Annotated in this window: 13 protein-coding genes and 1 tRNA gene; 11 read left to right on the top strand and 3 right to left on the bottom strand. The window is 61.4% G+C overall.

The window, feature by feature from the left end; all coding sequences use genetic code 11:
• Positions 1 to 8: 8 nt before the first annotated feature.
• Both metG and ACE3QM_RS15210 read right to left on the bottom strand, forming a co-directional pair.
• Complete coding sequence (metG, locus tag ACE3QM_RS15215; RefSeq protein ID WP_374423032.1) at positions 9 to 2069, bottom strand: methionine--tRNA ligase; 2061 nt, start codon at positions 2067 to 2069, stop codon at positions 9 to 11.
• 151 nt (positions 2070 to 2220) lie between these two features.
• On the bottom strand, positions 2221 to 3483 hold the full coding sequence (locus ACE3QM_RS15210; protein WP_048409913.1) for an MFS transporter: 1263 nt from the start codon (positions 3481 to 3483) through the stop codon (positions 2221 to 2223).
• 585 nt (positions 3484 to 4068) lie between these two features.
• On the opposite strand from ACE3QM_RS15210, the gene ACE3QM_RS15205 reads away from it, so the two are divergent.
• The 11 genes from ACE3QM_RS15205 (at position 4069) to ACE3QM_RS15155 (ending at position 14575) form a co-directional block, all read left to right on the top strand.
• Positions 4069 to 5463: an L-cystine transporter gene (locus ACE3QM_RS15205; protein WP_048409914.1), complete on the top strand. Its 1395-nt coding sequence runs from the start codon at positions 4069 to 4071 to the stop codon at positions 5461 to 5463.
• A 143-nt stretch (positions 5464 to 5606) separates the two neighbouring features.
• Positions 5607 to 6944, top strand: coding sequence for a CoA-disulfide reductase (locus tag ACE3QM_RS15200; RefSeq protein WP_374423029.1), 1338 nt, complete (start codon positions 5607 to 5609; stop codon positions 6942 to 6944).
• Positions 6945 to 7145: 201 nt separating this feature from the next.
• Positions 7146 to 8237: an iron-sulfur cluster carrier protein ApbC gene (gene apbC / locus ACE3QM_RS15195; RefSeq protein WP_374423027.1), complete on the top strand. Its 1092-nt coding sequence runs from the start codon at positions 7146 to 7148 to the stop codon at positions 8235 to 8237.
• A 10-nt stretch (positions 8238 to 8247) separates the two neighbouring features.
• On the top strand, positions 8248 to 9021 hold the full coding sequence (gene murI, locus ACE3QM_RS15190; RefSeq protein WP_374423024.1) for a glutamate racemase: 774 nt from the start codon (positions 8248 to 8250) through the stop codon (positions 9019 to 9021).
• A 6-nt stretch (positions 9022 to 9027) separates the two neighbouring features.
• Complete coding sequence (locus ACE3QM_RS15185) at positions 9028 to 9480, top strand: ribonuclease domain-containing protein (RefSeq protein ID WP_374423022.1); 453 nt, start codon at positions 9028 to 9030, stop codon at positions 9478 to 9480.
• Complete coding sequence (locus ACE3QM_RS15180; RefSeq protein WP_048409919.1) at positions 9471 to 9749, top strand: barstar family protein; 279 nt, start codon at positions 9471 to 9473, stop codon at positions 9747 to 9749. Before ACE3QM_RS15185 ends, ACE3QM_RS15180 begins: the two co-directional genes overlap by 10 nt.
• A gap of 353 nt (positions 9750 to 10102) precedes the next feature.
• Complete coding sequence (locus ACE3QM_RS15175) at positions 10103 to 11335, top strand: dicarboxylate/amino acid:cation symporter (RefSeq protein WP_048409920.1); 1233 nt, start codon at positions 10103 to 10105, stop codon at positions 11333 to 11335.
• Positions 11336 to 11448: 113 nt separating this feature from the next.
• A tRNA-Ser gene (locus tag ACE3QM_RS15170) sits at positions 11449 to 11538 on the top strand.
• Positions 11539 to 11653: 115 nt separating this feature from the next.
• Entirely contained in the window at positions 11654 to 11977 is a 324-nt protein-coding gene (locus ACE3QM_RS15165) for a hypothetical protein (protein WP_156183848.1), read from the top strand.
• Positions 11978 to 12468: 491 nt separating this feature from the next.
• Positions 12469 to 13569 (top strand): NAD/NADP-dependent octopine/nopaline dehydrogenase family protein, encoded by a 1101-nt coding sequence (locus ACE3QM_RS15160; protein ID WP_053074373.1) that lies wholly within the window; start codon positions 12469 to 12471, stop codon positions 13567 to 13569.
• 97 nt (positions 13570 to 13666) lie between these two features.
• Entirely contained in the window at positions 13667 to 14575 is a 909-nt protein-coding gene (locus tag ACE3QM_RS15155) for a DMT family transporter (protein WP_374423018.1), read from the top strand.
• Between the two features lie 576 nt (positions 14576 to 15151).
• Here ACE3QM_RS15155 and ACE3QM_RS15150 read toward each other — a convergent pair.
• Positions 15152 to 16156, bottom strand: coding sequence for an NAD(P)H-dependent glycerol-3-phosphate dehydrogenase (locus ACE3QM_RS15150; RefSeq protein ID WP_374423016.1), 1005 nt, complete (start codon positions 16154 to 16156; stop codon positions 15152 to 15154).
• Positions 16157 to 16160 lie beyond the last annotated feature (4 nt).

Here is a 16160-nt window from a genome sequence, read left to right as displayed (position 1 = left end):
ACTAAGGCTCAACCTATGCGCATGCCGGGCTTGGCGCCCTGGTCCGCGTCCAGCAGGAACAAGCCTTCGCTGTCGTCCTGGCCAGAGGCGCAAACAATCATGCCCTGCGACACGCCGAAGCGCATCTTGCGCTCGGCCAGATTGGCCACCACCACCACATTGCGACCCACCAGTTTTTCCGGCTCTTGGTAGGCCTTGCGGATGCCGGAGAAGATGTTGCGCTTCTCAAAGCCCAGGTCCACGGTGAACTGCAGCAGTTTGTCCGAGCCTTCGACGAAGTTGCACTCCAGCACCTTGCCGATGCGCAGGTCCAGCTTGGCGAAGTCGTCGATCTTGATGGTTTCGGCCAGCGGCTCGTATTGAGCCGCGGCCGGAGTGTCTGCGGTGGCTTGCATATTCTGTTTGTTCGCTTCTATCAGTTTGTCTATCAGGGCCGGGTCGATGCGTTGCATCAGGTGCTGGTAAGCGTTGATCTTCTTGCCCAGCAGCAAGCTGCTGGCATCGCTCCAACCCAGCGGCGCTACGTCGAGGAAGGCTTCCACGCCCTCGGCCAGCTTGGGCAGCACCGGCTTCAGGTAGATGGTGAGCAGGCGGAAGGCGTTGATCAACACGGTGCAGACTTCCTGCAGACGCGCGTCCTGTCCTTCCTGCTTGGCCAGTTCCCACGGCTTGTTGGCGTCCACGTAGGCGTTGACCACGTCGGCCAGCGCCATGATGTCGCGCAGCGCCTTGGCGTATTCACGCGCCTCGAAGGCGGCGGCCAGTTCATCGGCGGCGGCTTGCAGCTTGGCAAGGATGTCGCCGTCGCTGACCTGGCTGGCCAGCATGCCGTCAAAACGCTTGGCGATGAAGCCGGCGGAGCGGCTGGCGATGTTGACGAACTTGCCCACCAGGTCGGAATTCACCCGTGCAACGAAGTCGTTCAGGTTGAGGTCGATGTCTTCGATGCGGCCGTTGAGCTTGGCGGCGATGTAATAGCGCATCCATTCCGGATTCAGGCCGCAATCCAGATAGCTCTTGGCCTGGATGAAGGTGCCGCGCGACTTGGACATCTTCTGTCCATCCACGGTGAGGAAGCCGTGGGCGAACACGCCGGTGGGCGCGCGCAGACCGGAGTAGTTCAGCATCGCCGGCCAGAACAATGCGTGGAAGTACAGGATATCCTTGCCGATGAAGTGGTACATCTCGGCCTGGCTACCCTTGCCGAACCACTCGTCGAAATTCAGGCCGCTGCGCTCGCACAGGTTCTTGAAGCTGGCCATGTAGCCGATGGGCGCATCCAGCCACACATAGAAATACTTGCCAGGAGCGCCCGGAATCTCGAAACCGAAGTACGGCGCGTCGCGGCTGATATCCCAGTCCTGCAGGCCGCCGGAGATCCATTCGTTCATTTTGTTCAGCGATTCCGGCTGCAAGTGCGGCTGGGTCACGCCATCGGCGCGCACGCTGCTGCCGCCGGTCCACTGCTTGAGGAAATCGGCGCATTCGCCCAGGCGGAAGAAGTAGTGCTCGGAGGTTTTCAGTACCGGCTTGGCGCCGGACACCGCCGAGTACGGGTTCTTCAGTTCGGTGGGGTTGTAAGTGGCGCCACAGACTTCACAGTTGTCGCCGTATTGATCCTTGGCACTGCACTTGGGGCATTCGCCCTTGACGAAGCGGTCCGGCAGGAACATCTGCTTTTCCGGGTCAAACAGCTGCTCGATGGTGCGGCAGGCAATCTTGTCGTCGGCTTTCAGCGCCAGATACACCTGCTCCGCCAGCGCCTTGTTTTCCGGGCTGTTGGTGCTGTAGTAGTTGTCGTGGCCGATCAGGAAGCCCTGGGAATCCGCCAGGTGCAGTTCGCGCACGCTGTCCACCAGCTGTTCCGGGGTGATGCCCTGTTTTTCCGCCGCCAGCATGATGGGGGCGCCGTGGGTGTCGTCGGCGCAGACGTAATAGCATTCGTGGCCGCGCATCTTCTGGAAGCGCACCCAGATATCGGTCTGAATCTGTTCCAGCATGTGACCCAGATGCAGCCCCGCGTTGGCGTAAGGCAGTGCGCTGGTCACCAGAATCTTGCGTTTGCTCATTAGGATTGTTCCAAAGGTGCGATCTGAAACGATCGATTATAGAGGCAGTCGCCCCCGGCGGTCACGGCGGATCTCCGGGAAACGACGACCATCATGACAAAGCCCGGCCGCATCCGCGGGCCGGGCTTTGTCCGCACAGCGGGCTCCGAGATCAAGAACCCTGGCCGGCCAGCTCCGCTTGCTTGGTTTCCGCCTGCTGCGCGCGCTCCAGCATCGCCCAGCGCACGGTGCGGCGCGCCACTTGCACATAGGCCAGAGAGAAGGCCAGCGACAGGCAGGCGAAGCCGAGCATGCCAGCCTGCTGGTAAGCGATGCGGAACATCTCCACGCCCAGCGCGTAGCCGGCCATGGACAACATGCTCATGCTGGCCGATACCGTGCCCTTGCCGGCGGAGTCGCAGGACATCAGCGCGAAGCGGTACAGCACGCCGAAGGCCAGGCCTTCGCCGAAAGCCATCAGCGTCATGCCGGCCACCATGAAGTACTGCGGGTGCGCGGACCACAGCACGCCGGACAGCATCAGACTCAGGCCAAGCACGATGGGCCACATGCCGATCAGCGCGGAACGGCCCAGCGGCCAGCGCCCCGCCACCAGCACCAGCGCCAGATTGCCGGCGATCAGGCCGCCGAATACCGGCAGCTGCATCAGGCCATACTCCAGCGCGCTCATGTGCAGATCATGCACCAGCAAGACCGGCGACATGGCGATCCAGCCCATCAACGGCAACGCCAGCAACGGGATGCACAACGCGGACAGCACAAAGCGGCCGTTGCCGAACACTTTCAGATAATCGCGGCCCATCCGCGCCAGCGGCAGCTTCTCGTGGCTGGGCTGGGTGGTTTCCGGCATTTTCCACAGCAGGCCCAACAGCGCCAGGAAGGACAGCACGGCGATCAGCAGGAAGCTGGTGCGCCACGGAGCCAGCTCCATCAGCGCGGCGCCGGCCAGCGGGCCGGCCAGCGGCGCGATCAGCGCCACATTGGCCATCAGCGCGGTAACCTTGACTGCGGCTTTTTCTTCAAACGCTTCCTGCACCGCGGCGTAGCCGACGGCATTGATGAAGCACAAGCCTATGCCCTGCAGCAGGCGCAACGCGATGAAGGCCTCGATGGAGCTGACCAGGTAGGTGGCCAGGCAGGACACGGTGAAGTAAGCGACGCCAAACAACAGCACCGGCCGGCGGCCGATGCGGTCGGACAGGGGTCCGGTCAGCCAGGACAGCAGCGCGCCGCCCAGCAGGAAGGCGGTCATCGATGCCGGTACCCAGGAGGCGTCGACCATGAATTCCTGGGTCACCGCCAGCATCGCCGGCTGCACCATGTCGTTGCAGATGTAGACGGCGAATTCGAACAAGACCAGGGCCAGCGGAAACAATAGATTGGAACGGCTAAGTTTTACGTGTGGAGCGGACATTAGGGAGATGCAGCCTTTCTGAGACCGGCAAGCGGCGCGCTTGCCCATGCGGCCGGACGGACAAGGGCCAAATAAAGCGAAAAGGGGCGCAATTGTACCCGCAGAACGCCGGGCACGCAAAGCAATTTTTGCCACAAACGCAATAAAAACAGCGATTTGCAAGCCAATCACTTCAATTCATCCGACAAGGCCTGCTAGGCGGCGCAGACGCGCGTCACCTCAATGCGCCCTTCCGCCAAGCAGCCCCAGCCTGAAGCAGGCGCGGCTGATAGAAAAACAATCAATAAGCTTATTCTTATTAATATGAGTAAAGATCAGGGAATCTCGGTAAAATCGCCGCTTTTCGCCGTATTCCCCAGCTTGGTCGCGCTTGAACCCCAAGAGCATCGTCCGGCCTGGGTGAAGCTTTTTTTATCAGGATTCCAAGCTCGTCTGACCTCGCTCAAACTGCCGGCGCCATGCCGTCGCTACGCTGAGCCCAGCTCGCCGCCCCTCCCCCAAACCCGTTCCTCAGCTTTGATGCCAAGCCGGCCCGGGCGGCCAGTGAAACCTGACGACAAAACCAAATAGATTAAGGGGTTCTCCATGACCTTGACCGTCATCGCCACGCTAGCCGTCACGCTGGCCTTGTTGGCGCTGCTGTGGCAGCAGCAACGCACTCACGTTTCCTTCACCAAGCGGGTCTTCACCGGCCTGGCGCTGGGCGTCGCCTTCGGCGCAGCGCTGCAATGGCTGGCCCAACCCGGCTCGCCGGCGCTGGCCGCCTGCCTGGAGCTGTGCGAAATCATCGGCTCCGGCTATGTGAAGCTGCTGCAGATGATCGTGATCCCGCTGATCATGGTGTCCATCATCGCCGCGCTCCTGAAGCTGGAAGGCGGCTCCTCGCTGGGCAAAATCAGCGCCGCCACGCTGGGCGTGCTGCTGTTCACCACCATGCTCGCCGCTGGCGCCGGCATTCTGATGGCCAATCTGTTCGGCCTCAGCGCCGAGGGCCTGACCGCCGGCGCCGCCGAAATGGCGCGCGGCGAATCGCTGGTGAAGAATCTGAGCACGGTGGAGGACTTGTCCTTTAGCAAGCTGGTGCTGGACTTCCTGCCGGCCAACCCCTTCCTGGACATGACCGGCGCGCGCAAGACCTCCACCATCGCGGTGGTGATCTTCTCGGTGCTGATCGGCCTGTCCGCCACCGGCATCGCCCGCAAAAAGCCCGAGCTGTTCGCCAGCTTCAGCCACTTCATCGCCGTGGCCCAGGCCATCGTGATGCGCATGGTGACCCTGGTGCTGCGCCTGACACCCTATGGCGTGTTCGCGCTGATGACCAAGGTGGTGTCCGGTTCCAGCTGGGCCGACATCGTCAACCTGATCAACTTTGTGCTGGCTTCCTATGGCGCGATGCTGCTGATGTTCGCCGTGCACCTGCTGCTGGTGGGCCTGGCCGGCGTCAATCCGCTGCGCTGGACCAAGAAAGTGATCCCGGTGCTGACCTTCGCCTTCACCTCGCGCACCAGCGCCGGCTCCATTCCGATGAACGTGGCCACCCAGAACAAGCTGCTGGGCATTCCGGACGGCATCGCCAACTTCGCCGCCTCCTTCGGCGCCACCATCGGCCAGAATGGCTGCGCCGGCATCTACCCGGCCATGCTGGCGGTGATGATCGCCCCCACCGTGGGCGTCAATCCAATGGACCTGCACTTCATCGTACCCTTGATCGCCATCATCACCATCAGTTCCTTCGGCGTGGCCGGCGTTGGCGGCGGCGCCACCTTCGCCGCGCTGATCGTGCTGTCCGCGCTGGACTTCCCGGTGGCGCTGGCCGGCCTGCTGATCTCGATCGAGCCCTTGATCGACATGGGCCGCACCGCGCTCAATGTCAGCGGCTCCATCACCGCCGGCACCGTGACCAGCCGCCTGCTGGGCCAGACCGATATGCAGGTGTTCAATAGCGACCGCGAAATCAACCTGGACGAAGAGATGGCTTAACCAGCTGCGCGAGACTTCGCCTTGAAAACCGCCTGGGAATGCCTATTTACAGCCTGTAAATCCAGCATACTAGGCGGTTTTTCCATTAGAGCCGCCAACTGCCCCACACTGCGGCACAGCAACAAACCGGACGGGAACACACTATGAAAATCGTCATCATCGGCGGCGAAGCCGCCGGCATGAGCGCAGCGGCCAAGGCGCGCCGCAGCGCGCCCCAAGCCGAAATCGACGTCTACGAGATGTCGGAGGTCATTTCCTTCGGCGCTTGCGGCCTGCCCTACTTCGTCGGCGGCGAGTTCGACGATCCCGGCCATATGGCCGAACTCAGCGTTGAAGACTTCGCCAAGCGCAATATCCGCGTGCACACCGGACATCAGGCACTGAGCATAGATACCGCGGCCAAGCGGGTGCGTGTGCGTCGGCTGGCGGACGGCAAAGCCTTCGACGCCGCTTACGACAAACTGATGATCGCCACCGGCGCCAGCGAAATCCGCCCGCCGCTGCCGGGCCTGGACTTGCCGGGCGTGCACACGCTGCGGGTGATGGAGGACGGCCTGGCGCTGCGCGCGGCCGCGGCCCGCGACGAGGTACGCGAGGTCGCCATCATCGGCGCCGGCTTCATCGGCCTGGAATTGGCCGAAGCCATGGTCCGCCTGGGCAAGCGCGTGCGGCTGATCCAGCTGGCGGAACGGGTGATGCCGGACGCCTTCGACGCCGAAATCACCAGCCTGATGGAGCAAGAGCTGCGCGAACACGGCGTGGCCTTGCACCTGTCCGAGGCCGTCACCGCGCTGCGCGGCGACGGCGCGGTGCAAAGCGTGCTCACCGAGCGCGGCGAATACCCGGCCGATCTGGTGGTGCTGAGCATAGGCATCCGCCCCAACACCGCCTTCGCCGCCGACGCCGGCCTGCAGCGGCTGGGCAACGGCGCCATCGTGGTCAATGCCTATGGCGAAACCAGCCTGCCGGACATCTACGCCGCCGGCGACTGCGCCGCCGCGCCGCATCAGTTGACCGGCGAGCCGGTCTATGTGGCGCTGGCCACCGGAGCCAACAAGCTGGGCCGGCTGGTGGGCGAGAACCTGGCCGGCGGCCGCCAGGCCTACCCGGGCACCCTGGGCTCCGCCGCGGTGCGGGTGTTGTCGCTGGACGCCGCGCGCACCGGCTTGTCCGAAGCGCAGGCGCGCGCCGCTGGCTTCGATTGCCAGAGCGTGCTGGTCAAGGACAAGAACCACACCAACTACGTGCCGGGCCAAGCGGAAGTCCACGTCAAGCTCTGCTACGAAACCGGCAGCCAGCGCTTGCTGGGCGCGCAGATGATAGGCCGCAACGGCGATGTGGTGCATAGGCTGGACGCGCTGGCGGTGGCCATCGCCAAGGGCGTCAGCGCGCGCGAGCTGGGCATGATGGACTTCTGCTACGCGCCGCCGTTCGCCCGCACCTGGGATGTACTCAACGTCGCCGGCAACGTGGTCAAATAAACGCTACCGGCAAAAATGCTCGAAACCTGGTGGTCTCGAGCGTTTTTCCCTCCCGACCACGCCTGCCCTTCCCGCCCGCGCCGATGCCAGCGCGGGCAAGTTGGGGTAAACTGCCGGACAGCCAAAGATTCAACGGATGTCCTCCCCATGCTCTCCAAACTCACCCGCCTTTTCCAGTCCTCAACGGGAACCGAAAACAGTATGTCACTCAGCGATGCGCAAGTGCTGGAAGCCGTGTCCAGCCTGATCGACGACAACACCGGCAAACCCTTCGTCGCCGCCAAGGCGGTGAAAAACATCAAGATCAGCGATGCAGAACTGTCGCTGGACGTGGTGTTGGCCTATCCGGCCAACAGCCAGCACGAATCCGTCCGCCAGCGCTTCGAGGCCGCGCTGGCGCCGCTGGCCGAGCAACGCAAGCTTAGCGTGCGCGTGGGCAGCCTGATCACCAGCCACTCCGCCCAACGCGGCGTGCCGCTGCTCTCCGGCGTCAAGAACGTGATCGCCGTCGCCTCCGGCAAAGGCGGCGTCGGCAAATCCACCACGGCGGCCAACCTGGCGCTGGCGCTGTCCGCGGAAGGCGCGCGCGTCGGCATTTTGGACGCCGACATCTATGGCCCATCGCAGCCGCTGATGATGGGCTTGCAGGGTCAGCGCCCGGAAACCCCGGACGGCAAAAGCCTGAAGCCGCTGGAAAGCCACGGCGTGCAGACCATGTCCATCGGTTATCTGGTGGACGCGGACCAGGCCATGGTCTGGCGCGGCCCCATGGTCAGCCAGGCGCTGCAACAGCTGCTCAACGACACCCGCTGGGATAATCTGGATTACCTGGTGATCGACATGCCGCCGGGCACCGGCGACATCCAGCTGACGCTGTCGCAAAAAGTGCCGGTCACCGGCGCTGTCATCGTCACCACGCCGCAGGACATCGCGCTGCTGGATGCGCGCAAGGGCGTCACCATGTTCCAGAAAGTGGGCATTCCCATCCTGGGCATGGTGGAAAACATGGCCATCCACATCTGCTCCAACTGCGGCCACGCCGAACACATCTTCGGCGAAGGCGGCGCGGCGCGGATGGCGGCGGACTTCGGCGTCGATGTGCTGGGCTCGCTGCCGCTGGACATGGGCATCCGCCTGGCGGCGGACAGCGGCACGCCCACGGTGGCGGCCGACCCCGACGGCCAAGTGGCGGACCTGTACAAGGCCATCGCCCGTAAAGTGGCGGTGAAGGTGGGCGAAAAGGCCCAGGACTTCTCCGGCAAATTCCCCAAGATCGTCATCCAGAACAACTGACCCACGCATCATGATCGCGATGTTCGACTCCGGCCTCGGCGGCCTTTCGGTATGGAAGGCCGTGCGCGCCGCGCTGCCCGGCTGGGGCATCACCTATCTGGCCGATCAGGCCTACTGCCCCTACGGCCAACGCAGCCACAGCGACATCGCCGCGCGCAGCGTCAGAATGGGCCGCTACCTGCAAGAACAGGGCGCCACCTTGCTGGTGGTGGCCTGCAACACCGCCACCACCGCCGGCATCGCCGCCATGCGCCGCGAACTCAGCATTCCCGTGGTGGGCATAGAACCGGCGATCAAGCCGGCGGCGGCCATGAGCCGCACCGGCCGCATCGCGGTGCTGGCCACCCAGGCCACGCTGCAAAGCGAACGGGTGCGCAAGCTGCTGGATACTCACGCCGGCCATGTTGAAGTGCTACGCCGCGTTGGTGAAGGCTGGGTGGAACAAGTGGAAGCAGGAGAGCTGGACAGCCCGCGCACCCGCGAACGGGTGGCCGCGGTCGTGCGGCCACTGCTGGAAGAGAATATCGACCACATCGCGCTGGGCTGTACCCATTATCCCTTCCTGGAACCGCTGATCCGCGAACTGACCGGCAATGGCATCGCCTTGTACGATCCGGCCGAAGCCATCGCCCGGCGCGTGGTATCGCTGCTGCCGGGCACGCCCCCCGCCGCCACGCCGGCCTATCGCTTCATCACCACCGACGCCGACGCCAGCGGCATGCGCCGCATCCTGCCCTTGCTGATCGGCGCTGATTACCCGGTTGAATCCCTGCCCCTGGAGTGAAACTCTATGCTTCCACATCTCTCGCGCCTGTTGGCGCTGGCCTGTCTGATCACCGCGCCCGCCGCCTGGGCGCTGCCGCAATGCTCGCTGGTGGCCGCCCAGGTCAATCAGCAGGCCGGCAATCGGCTGAATCAGAACGAACTGAGCACCGTCTTGAGCCAGCTTGGCAAGACCGGCCAACTGCCGCCGCAGTTCATCACCAAGCGCCAAGCCAAGAACGCCGGCTGGCAACCCGGCCGCAGTCTGTGGAGCGTGCCGGGCCTCAATGGAAAATCGATAGGCGGCGACCGCTTCGGCAATTACGAGAAACGCCTGCCCAAAGGCCAATGGCAGGAAGCCGACCTGAACTATAAAGGAGGCAAGCGCGGCGCCTACCGCATCGTTTACGCCCGCGGCGGCCAGCGTTTCGTCAGCGTGGACCATTACAACCGCTTCATCGAGGTGCCGTCATGTCAGTGAGAGTTTGCGAATTGCACCACATCAAGAGCCTGGATCAATTGTTCGATGAGCTGATCCGCCAGCTCAGGCTGCCGGCTCACTTCGGCCGCAATTTGGACGCGCTGTACGACTGCCTGGCCAATGACGTGCAAGGCGCTTACGAAATCGTCTGGCGCGAAACCGAGGAAGCGCGCAAAGCGCTGGGCGTGGACCTCTACGCCACCATCCTGGAGATACTGGAGACCGTGGCCGAGGAGCGCGGCGACGTCACGCTGGACATCCACCACTAAGCACCACTCCATCGCCGCCGGCTCCCTGCCGGCGGTTCGCATTCCGACGGCAAGCGCATTGGCATCACCCGTCGCGATACACACTCGTCTACGAATTTCAATACTCGAAATACGACAAAGACAAGCGTTCGCTAATTCACTATAATCCCACCCCTAAATAGGTCAACAACTGTCCTACAACTGGCAGTAACGCCAATAAAATCAATAAACAAGAATGTAGGCTAATCACTACATCGGCAAGCTTGACACACAAAGCGGCTGCCCTCCACCCCCGGGCCGGCCCCGGCATTGTTTCATTTCGAACATGTCTTGTTGTTATCAAAACGCGCTTAAATAAAGGTAGGAACTTCTCAATGCAGTCGAAAAAACTCACAGGGCTGATCCTGATCGGCCTGGTGCTGGGCATCATCACCGGCTACCTCTACCGCGAGAACGCCGCCAGCGAAGCCGACATCAAGGCCTTCGCCAGCAACATCTCCATCCTGACCGACATCTTCCTGCGCCTGATCAAGATGATCATCGCGCCCTTGGTGGTCTCCACCCTGATCGTGGGTATCGCCAAGATGGGCGACGCCAAGACCGTGGGTCGCATCGGCGGCAAAACCATGTTGTGGTTCATCAGCGCATCCTTGATGTCGCTGACCTTGGGCCTGATCATGGTCAACCTGCTCAAGCCGGGCATGGCGCTCAATCTGCCGCTGCCGGACAGCCACGCCACCAGCGGCATCCAGGCCGGCGCGCTGTCGGTGAAGGACTTCGTCACCCACGCCATCCCCAAGAGCGTGTTTGAAGCGATGGCCACCAACGAGATTCTGCAGATCGTGGTGTTCTCGGTGTTCTTCGGCTGCGCGATGGCTGCTTTGGGCGACCGCGCCAAGCTGCTGATCGACACCATAGACGTGGTGGCCCACGTGATGCTGAAAGTGACCAGCTACGTGATGCTGTTCGCGCCACTGGCGGTATTCGGCGCCATCGCCGCCACCGTGGCCAAGGAAGGCCTGAGCATCCTCGCCACCTACGGCAAGTTCATGGCCGAGTTCTACCTGTCCATTGGCATCCTGTGGGGCCTGCTGATCCTGGCTGGCGGCCTGTTCATCGGCACGCGCGTACTCAAGCTGATGGGCATGATGCGCGAACCGCTGCTGCTGTCCTTCACCACCGCCAGCTCCGAAGCCGCCTACCCCAAGACCCTGGAACAGCTGGAGCGCTTCGGCTGCTCCAACAAAATCGCCAGCTTCGTGCTGCCTATGGGCTACTCCTTCAACCTGGACGGCTCGATGATGTACTGCACCTTCGCGGTCATCTTCATTGCCCAGGCTTACGGCATCGATCTGACGCTGGCCCAGGAAATCTCCATGCTGCTGATCCTGATGCTCACCTCCAAGGGCATGGCCGGCGTGCCGCGCGCCTCGCTGGTGGTGATCGCAGCCACCCTGGCCCAGTTCAACATTCCGGAAGCCGGCCTGCTGCTGTTGCTGGGCATCGACCACTTCCTGGACATGGGCCGCTCCGCCACCAATGTAGTGGGCAACTCCATCGCCACCGCGGTGGTGGCCAAGTGGGAAGGCGAGCTGAAAAAGCACTGAGCAAAGCCTGTTCCGTTCCATGCGCCGCCCTCCGGGCGGCGTTTTTTATGGCTAGCTGCGACAAGGCTATTGACAGGCAAACCCGCTCCCAATAGAATGCCCCACTCTGAGTCGGAGAGGTGGCAGAGTGGTCGAATGTACCTGACTCGAAATCAGGCGTACGTGCGAGCGTACCGAGGGTTCGAATCCCTCCCTCTCCGCCAGAACCAGACATTGAAGCCCTGAGCAATCAGGGCTTTTTTGTTTTGTCCTTACGCTTCACCCCTTCCCCTTTTGCGCCTACCATTACCTTCCACACCTAACCCAAGCCGCGCCCGCATGAGCCATCTGGTCAACTACGTCAACGCCATCCAGGGATCGCCTTCTCCACGTCGCGCTCGACTGCAAAGCTCCAGCCGGAACAGTTGGACCGACCAGGGTCACACGGTTGTCTCGGAACAGCAGGCCTATGTTTTTGACGATGGAGCCATCGTCACGCGAATGACGGAACAGGACGATTTCCCGAGCGAGGCCGCCTGCACCGAATGTTGGATCCGCTACGAAGTGACGCGCCAAGCTCCTGGCGCTCCCATCCATCCCACTCAAGTCAGCTTCAACAGTGCATGCAGGGAAGCCTATTGGCGGCGCTACTTCGCATCCTGAACGCCGCCAGCCCAACCACCCTTCACACCAGCATTCTCCCCATCCAGGCGCCATCACCGCGCCGGCAAGCCCCCCACTCATTCATTGCCGCTACGGCCAAGCCAGTCCAAACAGACCCCCATAGCGGCAACAGCCCGCACCCCACCTCAGCCCGCCTTCGCCAACATGCAAGCCGACAGCACACTCACAGCACACTGGAACAGGCTTATCCGGACCGTTCCAAGACTCACCAAGGGTGCAAGCCAATTTCAACATAATAAATATATTCACATTAAAAACAGTCAACACATACAAGCCGAGACCCAATCGAGAATTTAATAAACAATCAAAAATATTTACCACATATTTACAAAACAATAATTGACCCTTTAGCAGGTGTAGGGTTTTCAATAAAACAGCCTGCTGCAAGTTGGTTTAAGAAAGTCAAACATCAGCTGCCGACAGGCATTTACTTCCATGGTTAGTAATTGATCAGCTAAAGGAAAGTCAACATGAACATAACTATTCTTGGTTGTGGCCACGGTGGACAAGCGCTTGCAGCCCAACTGACCTTGCTCGGCAATACCGTTACGCTCCATGCGGATGAAAGCCATCCTGGGCATCTGCACACTATCCGCAATAACACCATCACTCTACAAGGCAAGTTAAAAGCCAGTGCCAGGTTAGAACTACTGACCACCGATATCGAGCTGGCTTTACTGGGCGCCGAGGTGATCTACTTATCGCTCCCCACCCATGCTCACCTGCCTCAATTCAGGAAAATGCTGCCTTTCCTGAAAAAAGGACAGATCGTGATTACCTTGGCCGGTAACTTCAGCTCACTTTATTTTCATCAAGAGCTGGTCAAAGCCGGCAAGGAGCGTGACATCCACCTTGCCGACATCGCCTCACTGCCTTACGCCTGCCGCGCCCAAGAAGGCGGCGAGGTCAACATTATCGATATCAAGCAAAAAATTGACATCGCCGCCATGCCCGCATGCAATACTTCATACATTAAAAATAAGATAGCTGGACACTTTCCTTCGCAATTGCAAGCCAGCACCAACATCCTGGAAATGGGGCTCAATATCACGAGTGCCATCAGCCACCCTACCCTAATGGTGACCAATGCCGGCCGGATAGGCAAAGGCGGAGCTGATTTCTATTTTTACAAGGAGGGCATCAGCCGCGACATCGCCAATATCATTGCTACCCTGGACGCTGACCGGATGAAAATAGGTGAGATTTATGGCTTCAGGATGCCCAGTTACCTGGAGCTGATGAATCGGTTTTATGCTTACAGCTATACATCCTATTACGATTTTTTCACCCAATCCCCGGCTCACAACACGCTCAAGCTTTGCCCGGTCTCAATGCAAGAGCGCTATCTTTCTCAAGACATTCCCTATGTGATGCTGCCTTGGTATAGCTTGGGTCTGCATGCCGGATATGAATCCAACGTAATGAAGTCATTGATCTACTTCTCTTCGGTATTGAACGATACTTGCTATTTTTCGCAAGGACGGGCGATTGCCAGCGACTTCTTCGACGGAATGGACCTAATCGACATCAAGCATTACTTAAGCAACGGCAGACTGCCCCTCGCCGCCTGATGTCGTAACAGGCCAAACCAACCCGACTGCCATCCCGCCACACCTATCGGCCCCGCCACGGCAGGTGTCGGGGCCATCACACACAGGCTTGTTGCTCATGCACACCCCGTCCCAGCGCCATTTTCGCGGTAAAATCAAACGCTTCCATAAATCCATTTTATTCATGCTGATCGCCTACGCCAGCATTGTCATCATGGGAGTGTTCGTCAAAGTCTCCTCCAGCAATATTCCTCCCAGCCAAATTTTGTTTTTCCGGTTTTTCATCGGCCTGCTCTTTATCTTGCCCTTCGTGTTCAACAGCTCCCAGTTCAATTTCAAGATGCACAACTTCAAATACAGTCTACTGAGAAACGCGGCCGGACTACTCAGCATGCTGCTCATGTTCTACAGCCTGAAATACCTGCCGGTGTCCACCGCCATCCTGCTGACTAATACCTCGACGCTGTTCGTGCCGCTGTTCATGCTGCTCATCTTCAAAAGCAGAGCCTCCTGGTCCACCATCTTGTGCACGGTGCTGGGCTTTGCCGGCATCTGCATCATCTTTTACACGCCGCAAGCCGAAATCAGCAGCCTGTATCTGTCGATAGGAGTATTGAGCGCCGCCTTTGCCGCGCTGGCCTATATCGGCATCAAGCAACTGAGCAAGGACCATTCTTCACTAGAGATCATTTTCTATTTCTATGCCAGCAGCAGCATCGCCATTCCACTATTCACCGCCTACGGCTGGGTATGGCCCTCCTGGACAGATACGCTGTCCTTGCTGATGGTGGGGATTTTCGGCCTGGCCTTTCAGATCTTCATCACCAAGGCCTTCAAGCTGTCCGATATCAGCGAGATCACGCCCTTCATCTTCACTGGCGTCATTCTGTCCGCGCTATCTGACTGGCTGGTCTGGAGCAATGCTCCCAGCGGCCGTTTCTGGGTTGGCGCCGCGGTGATCGTGCTCTCCGTCAGCCTGCTGGCCAAACTGAAAACCCCGGAACAAACCGCCACCCTGCCGCGATAGCTTCTCCGCCTCCTGGTCAAGGCATAACTTCGGCATGATCCGATGCGCTGCCTTGACCCTCCCGCCTCAACCCGTAACAATCTCCGCGCGTCAGCTCATCCACCGTCTATTGGGGTGACGGCCCAATACCAACGAGTCTCTGCCAGCCCGACAGGGCAGGCGGATGGCGGGGAGGTGCTATGCACCTACCGGTTGCCTGTATCCGGTCTGTCAGCCCTGTCATTCGCCTGCCGCACCCATTTGGCAGTACGACGGGCTGGCACAAAACCCGCTTTTCCCTGATCCGCATGCGCCAGCGCTCTCCGCCCCCCTGAATGCCGTTGTCAAACCACGGCGCCAGAAGCCCGCCAAGGAGCCTGACATCGTACCGGTACCGCGCCGCTGTGCCATGAGGGCAGCACTTCGCCGGCAAGTCACTGCGCATATTGCCGGAGCCATTCCTGCAGCGGATAGTGGTGGCTGACACAGGCAGGGGCGGTGTTACCTCCCGCTACACCACGCCGGCAATGAAAAACGGACCGAGGTCCTGGGGCAGCGGTCCGTTTTCGCATCCAGCCGATGGCGCCGGCGCCTGGCTCACTGCAGCAGATCGCCATCCTCGGACTTGGGCGATCGACTCAGCAAGCCCTGCACCACTTGCTGCGGGTCATGACCCTGGTAGAGCAGGCCGCAGACCGCGGCGGTGATGGGCATGTCCACTTCCAGCCGCTCGGCCATGGTCAGCACTTCACGGGCGGTGGCCACGCCTTCGGCGACATGGCCCAGTTCCTGCAACACTTGCGCCAGCGGCTTGCCTTCGGCCAGTTTCAGACCCACCTGGCGGTTGCGCGACAGCGCGCCGGTGCAGGTGAGGATCAAGTCGCCCATGCCGGCCAGGCCCATCATGGTGTGCTGGCTGGCGCCCAGCGCGGTGGCCAGGCGGGTGATTTCGGCCAGGCCGCGAGTGATCAGCGCGGCGCGGGCGTTCATGCCGTATTCCAGGCCGTCGGCCACACCGGTGGCGATGGCCATCACGTTCTTGACCGCGCCGCCCACTTCCACCCCCACCAGGTCGGCATTGGCGTACAGGCGCAGCAGCGGGCTGTGCAGATCGCGCGCCACTTGGCGGGCGAAGGCGTCGTCGTCGGAGGCGATGGCCGCCGCCGCCGGCAAGCCCTGAGCCACTTCTCGCGCGAAGCTGGGGCCGGACAGCACGCCGCAGCGGTGGTTGGCCGGCAGTTCCTCGGCCACCACTTGGTGCGGCAGCAGGCTGGAGCCGGCTTCGAAGCCCTTGCAGGCCCATAGCAGCGGCGGCAGTTGCGAGGACAGGGCGGTCAGCGCCCGCAGCGTGGGCCGCAGCCCGGCCATCGGCGTAACGATGAGGATGAGTTCGGCGTCGTGGATGGCGCGCGGCAGTTCCGCGGATAGCTTGAGCGCGTCCGGGAACGGGCAGTCGGGCAGATAGCGCCGATTGACGCGGTTGGCGGCCAGTTCGGCCACTTGGTTGGCGTCGCGCGCCCACAGCGTCACTTGGTGATGACGGGCAAAGGCGATGGCCAGGGCGGTGCCCCATGCGCCAGCGCCCAGGATGGCCAGTTTCATGCGT

This window comes from Chromobacterium sp. (genome assembly GCF_041912965.1).
In the GTDB taxonomy this organism is placed as follows: Bacteria; Pseudomonadota; Gammaproteobacteria; order Burkholderiales; family Chromobacteriaceae; genus Chromobacterium; species Chromobacterium aquaticum.
The sequence above is the reverse complement of the archived record's forward strand: the minus strand, read 5'-3'. Positions and strand labels throughout refer to the sequence as shown.